This is a genomic window from Pelomonas parva, assembly GCF_043555835.1.
Classification (GTDB): domain Bacteria; phylum Pseudomonadota; class Gammaproteobacteria; order Burkholderiales; family Burkholderiaceae_C; genus Pelomonas; species Pelomonas parva.
Map to the genome: position 1 here is coordinate 458,784 of NZ_JBIGHV010000002.1, position 18,175 is coordinate 476,958.

General features: G+C 71.5%; 12 protein-coding genes and 1 tRNA gene. 2 read left to right on the plus strand and 11 right to left on the minus strand.

Annotation, left to right across the window (positions count from 1 at the left end; translation table 11 throughout):
• Nucleotides 1-50 precede the first annotated feature (50 nt).
• From ACG00Y_RS05685 to ACG00Y_RS05725, 9 genes are all read right to left on the minus strand, one after another.
• Complete coding sequence (locus ACG00Y_RS05685; RefSeq protein ID WP_394476803.1) at nt 51-8,615, minus strand: GH36-type glycosyl hydrolase domain-containing protein; 8,565 nt, start codon at nt 8,613-8,615, stop codon at nt 51-53.
• A gap of 166 nt (nt 8,616-8,781) precedes the next feature.
• Nucleotides 8,782-9,120 carry a thioredoxin domain-containing protein gene (locus ACG00Y_RS05690; protein WP_394476805.1) on the minus strand — a complete coding sequence of 113 codons (339 nt, stop codon included), beginning with the start codon at nt 9,118-9,120 and terminating at the stop codon, nt 8,782-8,784.
• 31 nt (nt 9,121-9,151) lie between these two features.
• Nucleotides 9,152-9,484 carry a hypothetical protein gene (locus tag ACG00Y_RS05695; protein WP_394476807.1) on the minus strand — a complete coding sequence of 111 codons (333 nt, stop codon included), beginning with the start codon at nt 9,482-9,484 and terminating at the stop codon, nt 9,152-9,154.
• 113 nt (nt 9,485-9,597) lie between these two features.
• On the minus strand, nt 9,598-10,380 hold the full coding sequence (locus tag ACG00Y_RS05700; protein WP_394476809.1) for an ATP-binding cassette domain-containing protein: 783 nt from the start codon (nt 10,378-10,380) through the stop codon (nt 9,598-9,600).
• 1 nt (nt 10,381) lies between these two features.
• On the minus strand, nt 10,382-11,146 hold the full coding sequence (ssuC, locus tag ACG00Y_RS05705) for an aliphatic sulfonate ABC transporter permease SsuC (RefSeq protein ID WP_394476811.1): 765 nt from the start codon (nt 11,144-11,146) through the stop codon (nt 10,382-10,384).
• A 5-nt stretch (nt 11,147-11,151) separates the two neighbouring features.
• Nucleotides 11,152-12,324 (minus strand): FMNH2-dependent alkanesulfonate monooxygenase, encoded by a 1,173-nt coding sequence (gene ssuD / locus ACG00Y_RS05710; protein ID WP_394476813.1) that lies wholly within the window; start codon nt 12,322-12,324, stop codon nt 11,152-11,154.
• Nucleotides 12,325-12,331: 7 nt separating this feature from the next.
• Nucleotides 12,332-13,288 (minus strand): sulfonate ABC transporter substrate-binding protein, encoded by a 957-nt coding sequence (locus ACG00Y_RS05715; protein ID WP_394476815.1) that lies wholly within the window; start codon nt 13,286-13,288, stop codon nt 12,332-12,334.
• 116 nt (nt 13,289-13,404) lie between these two features.
• On the minus strand, nt 13,405-13,962 hold the full coding sequence (ssuE, locus tag ACG00Y_RS05720; protein WP_394476817.1) for an NADPH-dependent FMN reductase: 558 nt from the start codon (nt 13,960-13,962) through the stop codon (nt 13,405-13,407).
• 129 nt (nt 13,963-14,091) lie between these two features.
• A tRNA-Arg gene (locus ACG00Y_RS05725) sits at nt 14,092-14,166 on the minus strand.
• Between the two features lie 153 nt (nt 14,167-14,319).
• Here ACG00Y_RS05725 and katG point away from each other — a divergent pair.
• Nucleotides 14,320-16,530 carry a catalase/peroxidase HPI gene (katG, locus tag ACG00Y_RS05730; RefSeq protein WP_394476819.1) on the plus strand — a complete coding sequence of 737 codons (2,211 nt, stop codon included), beginning with the start codon at nt 14,320-14,322 and terminating at the stop codon, nt 16,528-16,530.
• A gap of 56 nt (nt 16,531-16,586) precedes the next feature.
• Nucleotides 16,587-16,937 (plus strand): GFA family protein, encoded by a 351-nt coding sequence (locus ACG00Y_RS05735; protein WP_394476821.1) that lies wholly within the window; start codon nt 16,587-16,589, stop codon nt 16,935-16,937.
• A 6-nt stretch (nt 16,938-16,943) separates the two neighbouring features.
• On the opposite strand, the gene ACG00Y_RS05740 is transcribed toward ACG00Y_RS05735, so the two are convergent.
• Nucleotides 16,944-17,474: a DUF6036 family nucleotidyltransferase gene (locus ACG00Y_RS05740; RefSeq protein ID WP_394476823.1), complete on the minus strand. Its 531-nt coding sequence runs from the start codon at nt 17,472-17,474 to the stop codon at nt 16,944-16,946.
• 3 nt (nt 17,475-17,477) lie between these two features.
• Nucleotides 17,478-18,146, minus strand: coding sequence for a helix-turn-helix domain-containing protein (locus ACG00Y_RS05745; protein WP_394476825.1), 669 nt, complete (start codon nt 18,144-18,146; stop codon nt 17,478-17,480).
• Between the last annotated feature and the right edge of the window lie 29 nt (nt 18,147-18,175).

The window sequence follows — 18,175 nt, forward strand, 5'->3', positions numbered from 1 at the left end:
TTGTGTAAAGCGGCCCCTTCCGGGGCCGCTTTCTTTTTGTGCCTGTTGTTTCACGCCACCAGCGCCGGCTCGGCCCGCAGGGTGGCCGCACGCTCGGGCGCCGGCACCCACAGGCGCTGGTCGCCCGTGGCCTCGTTCAGTGCCAGCGGAGTGCCCGGGGCGAGCCGGCGGTAGCCGGCGGGCGTGCCGGCGTTGGCCGCAGCGCGCTGCACCAGCACGTCGATGCTGCGCCCGCCCACCTGCAGCCGCACGCGCGCCTGTGACCAGTGCGGCGGCAGGCAGGGCTGAACGGTCAGCTGGCCGCCGCTGAGGCGCACGCCGCAGATGGACTCGACGGCCGCGCGCAGCAGCCAGCCGGCCGCTCCCGTGTACCAGCTCCAGCCGCCACGGCCGGCGTGGGGCCGTGCGGTCTCGATGTCGCCCGCCACCGCGAACGGCTCCAGCCCATAGACCTCTCCATGCGCGCCGCGATGCGCCGGGCTGATGGCCGTGAACGCCGCCCAGGCGCGGTCCGCCTGGCCCAGCTGCGCGCTGGCCATCAGCGCCCAGGTGGCGGCGTGGTTGTACTGGCCGCCGTTCTCGCGCACCCCGCCCGGGTAGGCCTGGATGTAGCCGGCCTCGGGCTGGTGGTCCTTCAAGGGCGGCCACAACAGGCGCAGCAGGTGCGCGTCACGGTCGTGCAGCTCGCGCCAGGCGCTGTCCAGGGCCTGGGCGGCGCGCTCGGGCCGGCCGGCGCCGGTTAGCACGGCCCAGGCCTGCACGATGAGGTCGATGCGGCATTCGCTGGCCGTGTGCGTGCCCAGCACCGAGCCGTCGTCGAACCAGCCGCGGCGGTACCACTCGCCGTCCCAGGCGTTGGCGTCCAGCGCAGCGGAGAGCTTGTCGCGCGCCTGCTTCCAGGTCTCGGCGCGCGCCTGCTCGCCGCGCGCAACGGCCATGGGGCGCAGCGCGTCGATGACGGCGCACAGGAAGAAGCCCATCCAGACCGACTCGCCACGTCCTTCGGCGCCGACGCGGTTCATGCCGTCGTTCCAGTCGCCGGTGCCGAACAGCGGCAGGCCGTGCGCTCCCACAGGCAGGCTGATGTCGATTGAGCGCGCCGCGTGTTCGTAGAGGCTGGCGGTCTCTTCGGTGATGGCCGGCGTCTCGTAGATGTCCTCGGCGCCCTCGGGCACGGGTTTGCCGTCGATGAACGGCAGTTGCTCGTCGGCCAGCGCGGTGTCGCCCGTCCGCTCGGTGTAGAGCGCCAGCGCCAACCCCAGCCACAGCCGGTCGTCGGCGAAATGCGTGCGCACGCCGGCGCCGGCGGGCTCGTGCCACCAGTGCTGCACGTCGCCTTCCCGAAACTGGCGTCGCGCATGGCGGCGGATCTGCTCGGCCAGGCGCTCGGGCGCGTGCTGCACCAGCGACATCGCGTCCTGCAACTGGTCGCGGAAGCCAAACGCCCCGCCGGCCTGGAAGAAGCCGGCGCGGCCCCAGATGCGGCAGGCCAGCACCTGCGTGGGCAGCCAGTGGTTCACCAGCGCGTCGAAGCCGGCGTCGGGCGTCGCCACCTGCACTGGGGCGCTCAAGTTGCGCCAGACCTGGCGTTGTGCGGCGAGGCGTTGCAGCGGGTCCACCTGCCACGCGGCCTGGGCCAGCTCGCGCGCTTCGTTCAGGCTGGGCGCGTGTCCCAACAACACGGTGGCATGCCAGGCATGGCCGGCCTCCAGCCGCAGCGGCACGGCCAGCAGCGCGGCCGCGTCGGTGCCCGGGCCGGCCTGGCCGTCCAGCGCATGCGGCATGACGAGGCGGCCCTCGTCGTCGAACAGCAGGCGGCGGTCGCCGCTGGCTTCCACGGCGGCGCTCCACAGCCGGGGTGGGTTCAGGTCGGCGGCAAAACCCGCTTCGTGAGGCCAAGGCCACAACGCATGGTCCTCGGCCAGCGCGTCGACCTGGTCGGGCGTCTGGTCGCCGCCGCGCGTGGGGCGCAGCGCCAGCCAGGCCGTGTGGCCGCCAAAGCCGTTGAGGCCGTCGGCCTGCGTGGCCAGCACCAGCGTCGGCGCATCGGCTGCGGCCGTGGACGGGGCTTCGATGCGCGTCACGACGCTGCGGCGGGCGCTGCTGTCCATGCCCAGCTGCCATTGCGCGGCGGCCAGCAGGCGCAGCCGGCGCGGCGCGGTGCCGGGCGCCGCATGCAGCTCGACCTGGCACTGGCGCACGGCGGCCTGGGCATCGACCGTCCAGCGCAGGCGCACGACCATGCCGGGCAGCGTGAAGGCCATCGCCGTGGCGCCGGGCAGGTGGGCCACCGGTTGATGAGCGCTGGCGCGGCCCAGCAGCCAGGCGCAGCCGCTGTCCAGGCAGTGCAGGATCAGCCATTCACCGGGCGAGTCCAGCAGCGCGTCGTTGGACCAGGGCGTGATCTGGTGCAGGCGGCTGTTGCCGGCCCAGGCCATGCCGGCACCGCGCTCGGACACCTGGCAGCCGAACTGCTCGTTGGCGATGACGTTGACCCAGGGCCGCGGCGGCTGGCTCTGCGGCGCCAGCTCGAAGCGGCAGGCGCTGCTGGCGGTGTCGAAGTCGTGCGCTGGCTGCGTGGCGCCGGGCTCGGCGGCCTTCCACAGCACATGGGTCGCGAGCGCGGCGCGGCGGGCCTTGGCGGCCTGTTCGTGCGGCTGGGTGATGCGCTCCAGTTGCTGGGCCAGCGGCCGGCCGTCGGCAAACCAGCGCACGCGGGCCAGCAGGTTCAGCGCAAAGCGGGTGTCCTGCTGCACGGCGCCGTCGGCCAGCACATGCAGCCGCGCACGGCCGCGCTGCTGCTGCTCGGCGAGTGAGCGCAAAGCGCGCGACACCGGCGCCAGGTAGGAGGCCGGCTCGGCGTCCAGTGCGACGATGTCCACCGTCAGCGGGCTGCCCTGGGCCTGCAGCAGCGCGCACAGCTCGCGCACCATCAGCACGCCGGTCGTGTCGGCCACGCGGATGAGGATGATGGGCACGTCGCCCGAGATGCCGTGCCGCCACAGGGCGTCGCGCTGGTAGTGCCCCTCCAGTGCCGGCACGCCGTCGCGCGGGCCTTGAGAGGTCAGCAGCGTCTGCAGCGCCAGGCCGGCGCGCCAGGCGCCCGGGGCCAGGCCGGCGCCCTGGGTGCGCACGCCGGCCATCGTGTGTGCCAGCATCAGCGTGCGCTCGCGCAGCGCGGGCTGGGCCAGCTTGTCGAGCACATGGTTCAGCGTCTGCGCCTCGGGTGCGGCGGCGGTGGCCAGCGTCAGTGTGATGCGCGCGCCCGGCGGGATGTGGAGCGCCAGGTGCAGCAGCGAGATCGGGTCGTTGCCGGTGTCCAGCGCGCCGGCTTCGCTGGACAGGCCCGGCACCTGGCTGGCGAGCAAGGCCTTGCCGTCGGCACGGGCGATAGCGCCACCCGGCTGCCCGGGCCGGCCGCCGCGGGCAAGCCAGTGGGCGCGGTCGGTGCCGGCCTGCAGGCGGTCCAGCCGCGCGCCGCCTTCCATCTCCAGGCCGACCAGCGCATGCACCGCATGCAGCGGCGCCTCCTTGTGGCCGCGCGGCAGGCGCTGCCAGTGCAGTGCGCGCTGGTCGGGTGCCCAGTGCGCCTGCAGGAACAGCTTGCCGAACGCCGGGTGGGCCAGGTCGGCCCGCGCGGGTGCCAGCACCGGCTCGAAGCTGGAGACGAGTGCCACGCGGCGCTCGCGGTCGGACAGGTTGCGCAGCGTGATGCGGCGCAGTTCTACGTCGTCCTCCACGGCCACCCAGACCTCGGTGTGGCTGTGCAGTTGCTCGCCCTCGGCCGTGAACTGCGCGCTGGCCGGGTGCAGGCGGGCGCTGTAGCGCCACTGCGGGCCGGGCGTGGGCCGCAGCGTCAGCGACCGCCAGGGGCTGACCTCCGGCCCGCCGCGCCAGCTGCCCTCGGCCGTGGCGGGCCAGGGCGTGTCCAGGTCGCGCAGGTGCAGGTGGTGGCCCAGCAGGTCCTGCGACAGATCGTCGTGCCAGCGGTTGAGCAGCACCTGCTGGCCGGGCTCGCCGAACATCAGCGCGCCGCCGCCGTGCTCGCGCAGCATGGAACTGAGCCTGCCCTGGCCCAGCCAGGCGGTCGCCGGCAGTGCACGGCCGCGCGTGTCGGGCACGACCAGCGAGATGTGGGCCTGGCGCGGCGCGGTGCGCGTGGGCGTGGCGGGTGGCTCCTTCAGCGGCGGCACCTCGTGCGGCGCACGCTCGTGCAGCAGCCAGCGCACGGCCGACAGGCGCGGCTCGGCGTCGGCCCAGCGCTGCGGCGCGCCGCCGCACAGCACCTCGGTCAGCGCGACCAGCGCCATGCCCTGGTGATGGCTCATGGCCGTGCCGATGCGCTGGAATCGCGGGCCGGCCCGTGAGTCCATCTCGTCGGCATCGCTTGCAACTTCGGGCTGGCGGCTGGCGGTGTAGTCCAGCGCCTCCATGAAGCCCAGCTCGTGGCGTGCGCCGAGCGCCTGCAGATGGCGCAGGTTGGCCACGGCGGCGCGCGGCATCACCATCGTCGCCATCAGGCTGGCATAGGGCGCGATGACGATCTCTTCCGGCGGCGTGTCGCGCAGTGCCAGCGCGGCCGTGCCCTGCGGGCCGTACTGGTAGGCCAGGCTCGCGTCGCGTTTGGCGTAGGCGCTCTCGGACACGCCCCAGGGCAGGCCCCTGGCCTTGCCGGCGCGGATCTGCTCCACCACCGTCGCGCGGGCGGCCTCCTCCAGCGCGCTGCCGGCGGGTTCGTCCAGCACCAGCGACGGCATCAGCATCTCGAACATCGAGCCCGACCAGCTCTTCAGCCCCGTCACCGGGCCGCGCGAGAAGAACGGCCGGCCGAGCGCGCCCCAGTGCGCGGCCGGCAGGTCGCCCTTGGCGATGGCGACGAGGCTGGTCAGCCGCGCCTCGGAGGCGAGCAGGTCGTAGTGGTTCTGGTCCAGCCTTTCGTCGCCGTGCTCGACATAGGGCGGCGCGATGGCGCCGATGTGCAGCAGCCGGCGCTGCGGGTCGTAGAGCCAGCGGAAGTCATGCGCCAGTGCCAGTGCGCGGGCGCGGGCGGCGACGGCGTTCAGCGCCTCGGCCACGTCGGGCGGCGGCGCCATGCCGTCCTCGCCGCGCGCAAAGCCCTCGCAGGCGGCTGCGACCACCAGCAGATGGGCGCACAGGTTGCCGCTGTCCACGGCCGACACGTAATGCGGCTCCAGCACCGCCAGGCGCTGCGTGTCCATCCAGTTGTAGAGATGGCCGCGGTGCTTCGGCAGCTTGTCCAGCGTGTCCAGCGTGCGGCCTATGCGCTCGGCCAGGCCCACGTTGTGCAGCCAGCCGAACTCGCGCGCGCAGCAGGCCGACAGCAGGTACAGGCCGATGTTGGTGGGCGAGGTGCGGTGGGCGATGGCCACGTCGGGGTCGAACTGCACGTTGTCGGGCGGCAGGTCGTTGTCGTCCTTGGTGACCCAGCGCTCGAACCAGCGCCAGGTGTCGCGCGCCACGCCCAGCAGGTAGTGGCGCTCGTCGTCGTCGATCGCCTCGCGGCGCGGCTTGGCACGCGGCCGGCTTGCCAGCGCGATCCACAGCGGCGACAGCAGCCAGGCGGCCAGCAGCGGCAGCGCGATATGCCACGGCACCGGGGCACCCAGGAAGTCGGCATTGACCAGCAGCGTGGCGAGCACGCCGGTGGCGAAGCTCAGTCGGCGGTGCTGGCTCAGCAGCGAGCGCCAGTCGGTGCGGGCGGCGGCCTCGGCGGCGTCGGCGGTGGTCCACTCCAGCAGGCCGCGGCGCGTGACCTGCTGGCGCCACAGCGCACGAGTGATGGCGTCCAGCTGCAGCCAGGTGGCCGCCGGTAGCATGGCCAGGTGCCAGGCCGTGCCACCCACGGCGCGGCCCAGCTCGATGCCGGCCTGGCGGTAGAAGCGCGGCAGCGAGATGCGGTCCCGTGCGGGCGCGCAGGCGGCCAGCGCGCCCATCAGCGGCCCGGCGCCGAAGGCCGCCGCCACGGCGGTCAGCGCCCAGCCGGGCGTCAGCCCCAGGCCCAGCCAGGACGTGACGAGCAGCAGCAGCGCGGCCGGTGCCACGAGGCTGCGGCGCAGGTTGTCCAGCATCTTCCAGACGTGGATGCCGCGCAGGCCCCAGCGGCGCGGCTCGTTGATGAAGGGCAGCAGCTGCCAGTCGCCGCGTGTCCAGCGGTGGATGCGCGACGCGGCCACGTCGGCATGCATGGGCGCGGCCTCCACCAGCACCACATCGCTGACACCGGCGCAGCGCATCAGCGAACCCTCCAGCAGGTCGTGGCTCAAGACCTGACCCTCGGGCAGGCGGTGGGCCAGCACCTGGGCGGCGGCCTGCACGTCGATGAGGCCCTTGCCCGTGGCACTGCCTTCCTCGAACAAGTCCTGGTAGACCTCTGACGCGGCGTTGCTGTACGGGTCCAACCCCGGCTGGCCGGCGAACAGGCTGTGGAACCAGGTGCCGTGCACCGTGGAGCTGCCGGCGGCCGTGGCCAGCGGCGTGGCGATGCGCGGCTGCAGCATTCCGTGGCCGTGCACGACGGTGACCGCGCCGCGTGCAGACGTCTCGACGCGCGGCCGGTTCAGCGGGTGGGCGGCGATGGCCACCAGCTCGCGCAGGGCGCCCGGGGGCAGGGCGGTGTCGCTGTCCAGCGAGACGAGATGGCGGATGGCCGGCGCGGGCGTGGACAGCTCGCCCAGGTCGACAAAGCGGTCCGGCAGCGCGACTGTCGCCAAGGTCGCAGGGTCGGCGGCCAGCAGCGCCACCAGCGCCTCGATCTTGCCGCGCTTGCGCTCCCAGCCTATCCAGTGCTGCTCGGTCTCGCTCCAGCGGCGTTCACGGTGCAGCAGCAGGAAGCGCGGCAGGCCACCACAGCTCAGGCCGTAGCGCTGGTTCAGTGCCGCTATGCCGGCGCGCGCCTGGGCCAGCAGCGCGGTGTCCTGCGGCAGGTGCTCGGCCTTGGCGTCGGCGTAGTCGCTGAGCAGCGCGAACTGCGCCTCGGCCTCCAGGTTGGCGAGGTGGTGGCGCTCCAGCTGGGCCAGCAGCGCCCTGATGCCCTTGGGCCGCGTCAGCATGCAGGGGATGACGACGAGGGTGCGCGCCTCGGGCGGGATGCCGCCGGGCCAGGCCAGGCGCGGCAGCCGCAGCGGCCGGGAGCTTTCGCTGATGAGGCGGTTGGCCAGCGCCACGATGGCCTCGCTAGCCGGCAGCGCGGCCAGCAGCGCGGCTGCCATGGCCATCGGCCAACCGGTGTCGGCCGGCAGCCCCACGGCCAGCAGCAGCGCCATCGCGGCGATGCTGAGCAGGCACAGGCTGGCCAGGTAGATGAAGGTGCGGTGGCGGCGCAGCACGGCCGAGGCGCGCTCGGGCCAGCGGTCCTTGATGTGCAGCTCGTTGAGCAACTGCGCGCGGCCACGGCCGATGAGCCAGTGCAGCGGCGCGCGCTCGGCGGCGTCTGGCCCCCAGCCCGGGTCGTTGCACAGGCGGTGCAGCACCTGGGCCAGGTCGGCCTCGGGTACGCCGTGCCTGGCCGACATCGCCTCGATGCAGTGCATGGCGCGGTTCTGCGTGCTCTCCTGCTCCTGGCGATAGACGTCGATCTGGTTCAGCGCCTTCAGCGCCGGATGCACGGCGTCAAAGCAGCTCGCCCAGTCGGCCGCGCCCAGCCGGCGCAGGCTGCCGATGGCGTTGCGGATGCTTTGGTGGTCGGCCGCGCTTTCCGTCTGCTCGGCGGCCTGGGCGGCGGCAGGGTCGGGCACCAGGCCGTTGACCCAACTGCGCGCGGCGGCCCAGGCGGAATCGGGCCCTTGCTCTTCGTCGGGCTGGCCGAGCGTGCGGTCGACGAGGCGGTCGTGCAGGCGCAGCGCCAGCGCCTGGATGGCCGGGTCAGCCGGCCAGCGGGCCTGCCAGTCGGCGAGCTGGCGGCGCACCGCGTCGGCGCTGGCATGCGGCAGCGTCTCGAACAGCGCCTGCGCGGCGCGCCGGCCGAGATGACGCCAGGCGGCGCGCTCGGCCAGGCGGCGCAGGTTTTCCACCAGCACGACGCGCAGCGTCGACGGCAGCGCCCACAGCTCGCGCAGCGTAAGCGGCTGCGCTTCGTGGTGGCCGGCCAGGAAGTGGCACATCACCGCCATGTCCAGCGAGCTGTCGGCATGCGCCACCCACGCCCAGGCCACGCCGTAGACGCGCGGCAGGCCTTGCAGCGGCTCGTCGGCCAGGCGCGGCAGGCGCTGGAAGTAGCTGCGCGGCAGGTCATGCAGCACCTCGTCGAGCTGCTGCTGCACGAGGCGGGCGTTGTCCAGCAGCCAGGCGTGGGCCGGGTCGGTGTCGGCCTGCAGGCCGTGCTCGGCCAGCACCTCCAGAGCGGCGCTCCAGACCTGCAGGTTGCTCTTCAGGCGCGGGAAGAACGGGCGCGGCTTGCTGCGGTCGTCATCGACGCGCTGTGCTGCGGCCAGGCTGCGCCCATGCTCGGCAAAGCGCTCGGCGCCGAACTGCACGGCGCGCACGGGCAGCGCGGCGGCCTCCGGGCCGGTGGCCACGCGCAGAAAGCCCACGGCTGCGCCACCGGGCGTCAGGTCCTGGGGCAGGGGGGCGGGCGGTGCGGGGGGGAGCTCGGACATGGCGCCACTGTCGGCGCCTGCAGGCCGGCCCGGCAGCGGCAGTCGTGCCGAGTGGCTGTCAGTGCAGTCCTACGGGTAGGGCGACATGCTGCACACTCGCTCACGATGCGAAAACTGGAACGATATTGGCTGACGTTCTAGGGGTGGCGCTGCACTCGGCTCGCGGTCAGCCCTGAATCCTGAGCCTGCCCGCCAGCTCCACGTACTCCGGCGCCACCTTGGCCGGCGTCGCATCCGCCAGATGGGCGCGCAGCACACGCTTGAGCGTCTCCGGCTGCGGCGTCAGCGGCCCTGCAAAGCGCACATGCTCATCGTCGGCGATCAGCAACGTCGGGAAGGTCTCGATGTCCAGATCGCCGATCAGCTCGGCCTCGTCCTCGATGTCGATCCAGCGCACGTGCAGGCCTTGCTGTGGCAGCTCCGCGCAGGCGGCTTCGAATATTTGCTGGTAGGACTCGCAGGTGCGGCACCAGGCGGCGCAGAGGCAGGCGATGTGGACGGGCATGGGGCGGCATGGTGCCATGCCGCGCGAGGCTTCAGCGTTCCTCGGCCTCGCTGCGGCTGGCGCGCCAGCATTGGATGAGCTGTTCCGCCAGCCCAGGCAGCTCGCCCCGGCCCACGCGGCGGGCGAAGCCGAAGCGTTCGCCGGCATAGACGCGGTCATAGGCCAGGCGCGACACGTGGGCGGGCCAGCCCTGGGCGGCCATCAGCGCCGAGAAGCGCTCCAGCGATTGAAGCGCCGCCTGCACGGGCTGATGCTCGAAGGGGATGCGGTCGTCGATGACCAGCCGCGCGCAGCCGGGCTGGCCGGTGATGCGGCGCGGGGCCAGGCTGGGCTGCGGGAGCCGGCGGGGGGGCTGGGGCGTCATGCCGCCAACATAGGACGGCGGGCCCGGCAGCGGTAGCGAAAAGCACCGTTTCTGCGGCCTGCGCCGCAGGCACGGCGATGGAGCCGCGCAAGCCGTGGTTTTGGTCACGGCGATCAGGCCAGGGGCAGCTGGCCGATGATGTGCCGCAGCACCCGGTCTTCCAGCTCCGCAAACCCCGGCGCCGTGCGCGCGCGCGGCCGGGGCAGCGAGACGGTGGCGTCCAGCGCAATGCCGCCGCCGTCGATCAGCAGCACGCGGTCGGCCAGCGCGACGGCCTCGGTCACGTCATGCGTGACGAGCAGCGCCGTGAAGCCGTGGCGGCGCCAGAGCTGCTCGATGAGGCGGTGCATCTCCAGCCGGGTGAGCGCGTCCAGCGCTCCCAGGGGTTCGTCCAGCAGCAACAGGCGCGGGCGGTGCACCAGCGCGCGGGCCAGGGCGACGCGCTGGCGCTGGCCGCCGGACAGCGTCGCCGGCCACTCGTCGCCGCGGCCGGCCAGGCCGACCTGGGCCAGCGCTTCCATCGCGCGGTCGCGCGCATCGCGGCCGGTGAGGCCCAGGGCCACGTTGTCGACGACGCGCTTCCAGGGCAGCAGGCGGGCGTCCTGGAACATCAGCCGGCGTTCTTGATCGGTGCCGGCTTCGACGCCGCCGGCGCTGGGGGCGTCCAACCCGGCGATGAGGCGCAGCAGCGTGCTCTTGCCGCAGCCGCTGCGGCCCACCAGCGCGACGAACTCGCCGGGGGCGACGTCCAGGTCCAGGCTGGTCAGCACATGGCGGGCGCCGAAGGACTTGGCGACGCCGCGCAGCCGCAGCGCGAGGCCGTTGGACGGGTCGCGGGCTGCCTCGGTCGATGGTTCACGTGGCAGCACGGGGGCGTCGATCTCGGTGAGCCACATGTCAGGTCCCTTGCAGGGCATAGCCGCGGTGCCACGGCAGCCAGGCCCTCTCAAGCCCGCGCGCGACGACATCGGCCAGCTTGCCGAGCAGCGCGTAGAGCAGGATGCCCACGAACACGATGTCGGTCTGCAGGAACTCGCGGGCGTTCATCGTCAGGTAGCCGATGCCTTCCTGGGCCGACAGCGTCTCGGCGACGATGAGCAGCACCCACATCAGGCCCAGCGAGAAGCGCAGGCCCACGAGGATGGAGGGGAGGGCACCGGGCAGGATGACCTGCCGGTACAGCTGCCAGCTCGACAGGCCGTAGCTGCGCGCCATCTCGATGAGGTCGCGGTCGACGTTGCGGATGCCGTGGAAGGTGTTCAGGTAGACCGGGAAGAACACACCGACGGCCACCAGCACCAGCTTGGCCGCCTCGTCGATGCCGAACCACAGGATGACCAGCGGGATCAGTGCCAGCGCGGGGATGTTGCGCAGCATCTGCAGCGTGGTGTCGAGCAACGCTTCGGCACGGCGCCAGGTGCCGGTCAGCAGGCCCAGCAGCAGGCCCAGGCCGCCGCCGATGGCGAGCGCCGAGAAGGCCCGCGCCGCGCTGACGCCGACGTGGTGCGCCAGCTCGCCGGACAGCAGCAGCTTCCAGAACGCCGCCAGCACGGCGGCCGGCTCCGGCAGGATGCGCGCCGACAGCAGGCCGCTGCGCGACGCGATCTCCCAGGCAATGATGATGGCCGTGGGCAGCAGCCAGGGGGTCAGGCGGCGCAGCATCGCGTTCAGCTTGCGGAGACCGCCTTGGGCACGTAGCTGTTCGCCACGACCTCGCCGAACGGGCCGGTCAAGGCCGGCGACGTGAGCTTCTCGCGCACATCCAGCGGCAGCAGCGGGAACACCAGCTCGGCAAAGCGATGTGCTTCGTCCAGGTGCGGGTAGCCGCTGAGGATGAAGTACTGCAGGCCGATGTCGGCATATTCCTTGATGCGGTCCGCCACCTGCTGCGGGCTGCCGACGAGGGCCGTGCCTGCACCGCCGCGCACCAGGCCCACACCGGCCCACAGGTTGGGCGAGATCTCCAGCCCGGCGCGCACGTTGTTCTTGTCGAACTGGCCACCATGCAGCTCGGCCATGCGGCGCTGGCCGACCGAGTCCATGGTCTTGAAGCGCGCCTGCGCGGCCTTCACGGTGGCCTCGTCCAGCTCGGACAGCAGCTCGGTGGCCGCGCGCCAGGCCGCGTCCTCGGTCTCGCGCACGATGACGTGCAGGCGGATGCCGTAGCTCAGCTGGCGGCCCTTGGCAGCGGCGCGCTCGCGCACGTCCAGCAGCTTCTTCTCCACCTCGGCGGGTGGCTCGCCCCAGGTCAGGTAGGTGTCGACCTGCTCGGCCGCCAGGTCGTGCGCCGGGCCGGACGAGCCACCGAAGAACACCGGCGGGTAGGGGGTGTTGATCGGTGGGTAGAGCACCTTGCCCGCCTTGACGCTCAGGTGCTCGCCTTCATAGTCCAGAGGCTCGCCGGTGTGAGAGCGGGTCAGCAGGTCGCGCCAGATGCGGATGAACTCGGCGGACTGCTCGTAGCGCTCGGCATGGCCCAGGAACTGGCCGTCGCCGGCCAGCTCCTCCGGGTCGCCGCCGGTGACGAGGTTGACGAGCAGGCGGCCGCCCGACAGGCGGTCCAGCGTGGCGGCCATGCGGGCGCTCTGCGACGGCGCCACGAGGCCGGGGCGCAGCGCGACGAGGAACTTCAGGTGGCGCGTCGCGTCGATGAGGCTGGCGGCGACGACCCAGGAGTCTTCGCATGAACGGCCCGTGGGCAGCAGCACGCCTTCGTAGCCCAGGCTGTCCGCCGCGATGGCGATCTGCTTGAAGTAGGCAAAGTCGTTCACGCGGGCGCCGCGCGAGCTGCCCAGGTAGCGGCTGTCGCCGTGGGTGGGGATGAACCAGAAGATCTTCATGGCGGTGTCACTTGGCGTCGGCCAGCTTTGCCGCGCCGGGCAGCGCGTCGGCCACGCGGATGGGCTTGGGGATCAGGCCCAGCGCATGGAAGGTGTCGGCGATCTTCTGCTGCTCGGCGGCGACGGCGGGCGTCAGCGGCTTCACGCCGAACTGGTAGCGCGTCAGCGCCAGCTCAACGACCTCGGTCGACAGGCCTTGCAGCGGCGCGATGACGGCAGCGGCGGCCTTGATGTTGCCCTTGAGGTAGGCAGCCTGGGCCTGCGTGTCCTCGAACAGCGCCTGGATGACCTTGGGTTGCGACTGCGCGTAACCGCGCTCGGCCAGGTAGTAGGCGTAGTTGTTGACGATGCCGCGTCCGTCCTGCAGCAGGCGGGCGCCGCTCTGCTTCTCGACGGCGCTGAGGAAGGGGTCCCAGATCACCCAGGCATCCACCGCGCCGCGCTCGAAGGCGGCGCGCGCATCGGCCGGCGGCAGGTAGACGGGCTGGATGTCGCTGAACTTCAGGCCCTGCTTCTCCAGCGCCTTGACGATCAGGTAGTGGACGTTGCTGCCCTTGTTCAGCGCGACCTTCTTGCCCTTCAGCTCCGCCACCGACTTGATGGGCGAGTCCTTGGGCACGACGATGGCCTCGGCCTCGGGGGCGGCCGGGTCGAAGCCGATGTAGACGAAGCTGGCACCGGCGGCCTGCGCAAAGATGGGCGGCGCCTCGCCGACGAAGCCCACGTCGACGGCGCCGACGTTCAAGCCTTCCAGCAACTGCGGGCCGGCGGGGAACTCGACCCACTTCACCGCCACGCCCAGCGGGGCGAGCTTCTTTTCGAGCGAGCCGGTGGATTTCTGCAACGTGAGCAGGCTGGCGGATTTCTGGAAGCCGATGCGCAGCGTGCTCTGCGCGGAGGCATGGAAGCTGACGGCAGCGACGAGCAGCGGTGCGGTCCAGCGGAAGAAGGAACGGAGAAGCATGCGTGTTGTCCTGTGCAAAAAAGTCCCGGCGCTCGGTCGCACCCGATCAGCGCCCGGGCGCCGGGAAGAAGTCGCCGATCCCGGGCGGGAGGCGAGGAGACAGGGGGTGGTGCGCGTCAGCGCCTACAGCTCAGCTCGGTGTCGCCGCGCACTCGCGCTGCGGGCACGATGGGTTCGAGCGCCCGGTCCAGCCGCGCGAGCAGGTCGGGGTCGGGCACATAACCGCCCGACTCATGGCGCTGCAGCTGGGCGTCGGTGGCGAACACACCGTCCAGCACATGGCGCGCGCCCAGCGCCGACAGCACGGGCTTGAGCGCGTAGTCCAGCGCCAGCAGGTGGGCCGCGCTGCCGCCGGTGGCCAGCGGCAGCACAGTCTTGCCGCGCAGCGCGTCGGGCGGCAGCAGGTCCAGGAAGAGCTTCAGCAGGCCCGAGTAGGCGGCCTTGTAGATGGGCGTGCCGACGATGACCAGACCGGCACCGGCGACCGCCTCGACGGCGCGCGTGATGGCGGGGTCGTTCATGTCGGCGAACAGCAGCGGACCGGCGGGCAGCTCGCGCACGGCGATGTGCTCGCTGCGCGTGGCCACGCCTTCAAGGCGGGTCAGCGCGAACTGCGTCAGCCAGGCCGAGCGCGAGCGTTCGCTGGGGCTGCCGGAGATGCTGGTGATGTGCATGGTGGCCTGTGGGGTGTCAGGCCTTGCACGATAGGGAAGGGCGCTTCTGCGCGGAACGAAGGAAAGCGGGGATGCTTATGCGGTGCGTGTTGCGCGCGTCGCTGGCGGGGCCTGGGCCTGCATGCACCGTGGTCCCTCCGGCGGGAATCGAACCCACATTTGCCGCTTAGGAGGCGGCCGTTCTATCCATTGAACTACGGAGAGCGCCGCGCGGGCGCTGCGGCCCGGCGAGGGCGCGGATTCTCGCATGCGTGTGCCGGTCCTCTTGCTATCGCCGCGATTGCGAGGATTGCGTTGCTTCGACATGGAGCGGTTTCTAGACTGCAGGCCTTCCCCCCACAGTCAAAGGAGACAGCCATGTCCACCGAAGCGCAATGCCCGTTCTCGGGCGCCCAAGACAAGCAACCTGTCGTCCGTGCCCGCAACAACCGGCACTGGTGGCCCGACCAGCTCAACGTCGGCTCGTTGCACCAGCAGTCGCCGCGCGGCAACCCGATGGGCGAGTCATTTGATTACGCCGCCGAGTTCAAGACGCTGGACCTGGACGCTGTCGTCAAGGACCTGCACGCGCTGATGACCGACTCGCAGGACTGGTGGCCGGCCGACTACGGCCACTACGGCCCCTTCTTCATCCGTATGGCCTGGCATGCCGCCGGCACCTACCGCGTGGCCGATGGCCGCGGCGGCGGCGGCACGGGCGGCCAGCGCTTCGCGCCGCTGAACAGCTGGCCCGACAACGGCAACCTCGACAAGGCGCGCCGCCTGCTGTGGCCCGTCAAGCAGAAGTACGGCCGCAAGCTGTCCTGGGCCGACCTCTTCATCCTGACCGGCAACGTCGCGCTGGAGTCCATGGGCTTCAAGACCTTCGGCTTCGGCGGTGGTCGTGAAGACATCTACGAGCCCGAGGAGATCGACTTCGGCGCCGAGGCCGAGTGGCTGGCTGCGAGCAGCGCGCCGGCCAGCCGCTACAGCGGCGAGCGCCAGCTGGCCGAGCACCTGGCCGCCGTGCAGATGGGCCTGATCTACGTGAACCCCGAGGGCCCGGACGGCAACCCCGACCCGGTGCTGTCGGCGCACGACATCCGTGTCACCTTCGCGCGCATGGCGATGAACGACGAGGAGACGGTGGCCCTCGTTGCCGGCGGCCACACCTTTGGCAAGGCGCACGGCGCGGGCGACCCCAAGCAGCTGGGCCGCGAGCCCGAGGCCGCTGACATCTGCGACCAGGGCCTTGGCTGGCGCAGCAGCTACGAGTCCGGCATGGCCGGCCACACCATCACCAGCGGCCTGGAAGGCGCCTGGAAACCCAACCCGACGACCTGGGACAACGGCTACTTCGACACGCTGTTCAAGTACGAGTGGGAGCTGACCAAGAGCCCCGCCGGGGCCCACCAATGGCGGCCCAAGGGCGGTGCCGGCGCGAACGACGTGGTCGACGCGCATGACCCGACCAAGTTCCACGCGCCGATGATGTCCACGGCCGACCTGGCGCTGCGGTTCGATCCGGCCTACGAGAAGATCTCGCGCCGCTTCCACGCCAACCCGGCCGAGTTCGCCGACGCGTTCGCGCGCGCCTGGTTCAAGCTGACCCACCGCGACATGGGTCCCATCTCTCGCTACCTCGGCAAGCTGGTGCCGCGTGAAGAGCTGATCTGGCAGGACCCCGTCCCGAAGGTCGACCATGCGCTCGTCGATGCGAACGATGTCGCCGCGCTGAAGGCCAAGCTGTTGAATTCGGGCCTGACGACCGCGCAGCTGGTGACGACCGCCTGGGCCTCGGCCTCTACCTTCCGTGGCAGCGACAAGCGCGGTGGTGCCAACGGCGCGCGCATCCGCCTGGCACCGCAGAAGGACTGGGAAGTCAACCAGCCCGCTGAACTGGCCAAGGTGCTGTCGACGCTGGAATCGCTGCAGCAGGAGTTCAACGCGTCGGCTTCCGGCGGTAAGAAGATCTCGCTGGCCGACCTCATCGTGCTGGGCGGCAGCGCCGCAGTGGAAGCCGCGGCGAAGCAGGGCGGCTTCGATGTCGTCGTGCCCTTCCACCCCGGCCGCGGCGACGCGACGCAGTCGCAGACCGACGTCGAGTCGTTCGCCGTGCTGGAGCCGCAGGCCGACGGCTTCCGCAACCACCTGCGCCAGGGCCTGCCTGCGGCCAAGGCGGCGGAGCGGCTGGTCGACAAGGCGCAGCTGCTGCAGCTGTCGGCGCCGGAGATGGCGGTGCTGGTGGCCGGCCTGCGCGTGCTGGGCGCCAATGCCGGCGGCAGCAAGCACGGCGTCTTCACGACGCGGCCCGGCACGCTGAGCAACGACTTCTTCAGTAACTTGCTGGACATGCGCACGAAGTGGCAGAAGTCCGCCACCGATGCCGACGTGCTGGAAGGCGTGGACCGCCAGACCGGCGAGCGCCGCTGGACGGCCACCGTCGTCGACCTCGTCTTCGGTTCCAACGCGCAGCTGCGCGCGCTGGCCGAGGTCTATGCCGGCGCGGACGCCCAGCAGAAGTTCGTGCAGGACTTCGCTGCGGCCTGGGTCAAGGTGATGGACGCGGATCGCTTCGACCTGCGTTGATGGGGGAGGGGACGGGCGCCAGAATGCCCGTCTCCAACTCTCACCGGGGCGAGCCCATGACCACCCACCAAGGCAGCTGCCACTGCGGCCGCATCAAGTTCGAAGTCGATGGCGAGATCGATTCCGGGTTGTCCTGCAACTGCTCCATCTGCCAGCGCAAGGGCTCGCTGCTGTGGTTTGTTCCTCGCACCGCTTTGCGCCTGCTGACGCCGGAGAGCGACCTGGCCAGCTACACCTTCAACAAGCACGTCATCCAGCACCGCTTCTGCCCGACCTGCGGCATCCATCCCTACGGCGAAGGCAAGGCGCCGAATGGCGATGCGGTCGCGGCGGTGAACATCCGCTGCATCGAGGGCATCGACCTCGCGGCCGTGCCGGTGCATCAGTACGACGGGCGGGCGAAGTAGAGCGCTTCAGGCGGCCTTGGACCAGCGAGTGATAGCCGCTCGAAGGCGGCGCCTGCCGTCATCGTCGAGCGGCATGTCCGGTAGCCGGGTGAGCGCGTCAGCGGTCGAAACGTGCCCGTGCTGCAGCAGGGCGATGCAGAACAGCCGGTCCTTGCCGCGCCCTGCGGCAGCCTTGGAGAGGAAGAGGTCGACGAGGTCGAGGCAGTAGCCGACGCGGCCATTCGTTGCTGCGCTTTGCACGCGATGCAGACGCTGCTGCCAGCCGTTGGGCAGGATGGCCGTGTCGGGCCCGACGCCCTGCGCGTAGTAGCCGTAGGTCTCGTGGAACTGCGAGCCCTCTCCCAGCGCGCCGTCGATCTTTTCGGCCAGCTCGGGCGCCGCCAGCGGGTAGATGTCGGCCTCGGCGGACATTGTGAATTCCGCTGCGGCATTTGGCAGCGCGCCCAGGATGGACTGGCTGCCGACGATGACGAACTCGTACTGGTCCGTCACCGCCGCGCTGGCGCGGATGAGGTGCTCCAGCTCTTCGCGGGTCATGGCTCAACTCGGGCTGGCGGTGGCGCCCAGCGTGACGCCTTTCTTGAGCTGGCTGACGTCGGCCAGCACGCGCGCGCGCACGGCGGCTGGCAGCACGGTGATGAGAGGCGATGCCTGTCGCAGCTCCTGAGCGCGGCGGCTGCGGCCGAGCACCTTGCGCCAGCTGCGCCGCTCCAGGATGCCTTGCCATTCTTGCCACAGGGAGGTGGTGTTGGACACCCGGCCGCCAAGCCAGCGTTTGAGCGTCTCCTGAGCCTCATCCACCAACTCGGGCTGCTCACGCACGAGACGCACGGCCTCCTCGTGGAGAACCAGGCTTTGCAGGTCTTGTGCGTCGTGGCGTGAGGTGTCGGCCGTGACGCTGACGCGCACGATGGGCCGCGCCCGCCGCGACCGCGCCCCGGCCGATTCCACCGGAGCCGCCTGCAGCGCGTCACCCGCCAGCAAGGCCAGGTCGCCACTGATGCCGAGCACCGACATGACGCGCAGATACGTGCCTAGCGACGGCCCCGGGTCGCCAGCCTCGACAGCGGCCAGCGTCGTGCGCGAGATGCCCACTTGTTGCGCCATCTGCACCGTGCCCAGCTTGCGCGCCTTGCGCAACCGCCGCAGCCGCTCGCCGAACTGCAGCAGCAGCTGGCGCTCAAGCACGGCGGTGGTGGTCTCGGTCATTTGTCCAGAATGGTAGTCATTTTTAAATT

Bases quoted from the DNA above. Each gene is read 5' to 3' on its own strand.
- ACG00Y_RS05685 (WP_394476803.1), bottom strand. From the start codon at position 8,615: ATGTCCGAGCTCCCCCCCGCACCGCCCGCCCCCCTGCCCCAGGACCTG.
- ACG00Y_RS05690 (WP_394476805.1), bottom strand. From the start codon at position 9,120: ATGCCCGTCCACATCGCCTGCCTCTGCGCCGCCTGGTGCCGCACCTGC.
- ACG00Y_RS05695 (WP_394476807.1), bottom strand. From the start codon at position 9,484: ATGACGCCCCAGCCCCCCCGCCGGCTCCCGCAGCCCAGCCTGGCCCCG.
- ACG00Y_RS05700 (WP_394476809.1), bottom strand. From the start codon at position 10,380: ATGTGGCTCACCGAGATCGACGCCCCCGTGCTGCCACGTGAACCATCG.
- ssuC (WP_394476811.1), bottom strand. From the start codon at position 11,146: ATGCTGCGCCGCCTGACCCCCTGGCTGCTGCCCACGGCCATCATCATT.
- ssuD (WP_394476813.1), bottom strand. From the start codon at position 12,324: ATGAAGATCTTCTGGTTCATCCCCACCCACGGCGACAGCCGCTACCTG.
- ACG00Y_RS05715 (WP_394476815.1), bottom strand. From the start codon at position 13,288: ATGCTTCTCCGTTCCTTCTTCCGCTGGACCGCACCGCTGCTCGTCGCT.
- ssuE (WP_394476817.1), bottom strand. From the start codon at position 13,962: ATGCACATCACCAGCATCTCCGGCAGCCCCAGCGAACGCTCGCGCTCG.
- katG (WP_394476819.1), top strand. From the start codon at position 14,320: ATGTCCACCGAAGCGCAATGCCCGTTCTCGGGCGCCCAAGACAAGCAA.
- ACG00Y_RS05735 (WP_394476821.1), top strand. From the start codon at position 16,587: ATGACCACCCACCAAGGCAGCTGCCACTGCGGCCGCATCAAGTTCGAA.
- ACG00Y_RS05740 (WP_394476823.1), bottom strand. From the start codon at position 17,474: ATGACCCGCGAAGAGCTGGAGCACCTCATCCGCGCCAGCGCGGCGGTG.
- ACG00Y_RS05745 (WP_394476825.1), bottom strand. From the start codon at position 18,146: ATGACCGAGACCACCACCGCCGTGCTTGAGCGCCAGCTGCTGCTGCAG.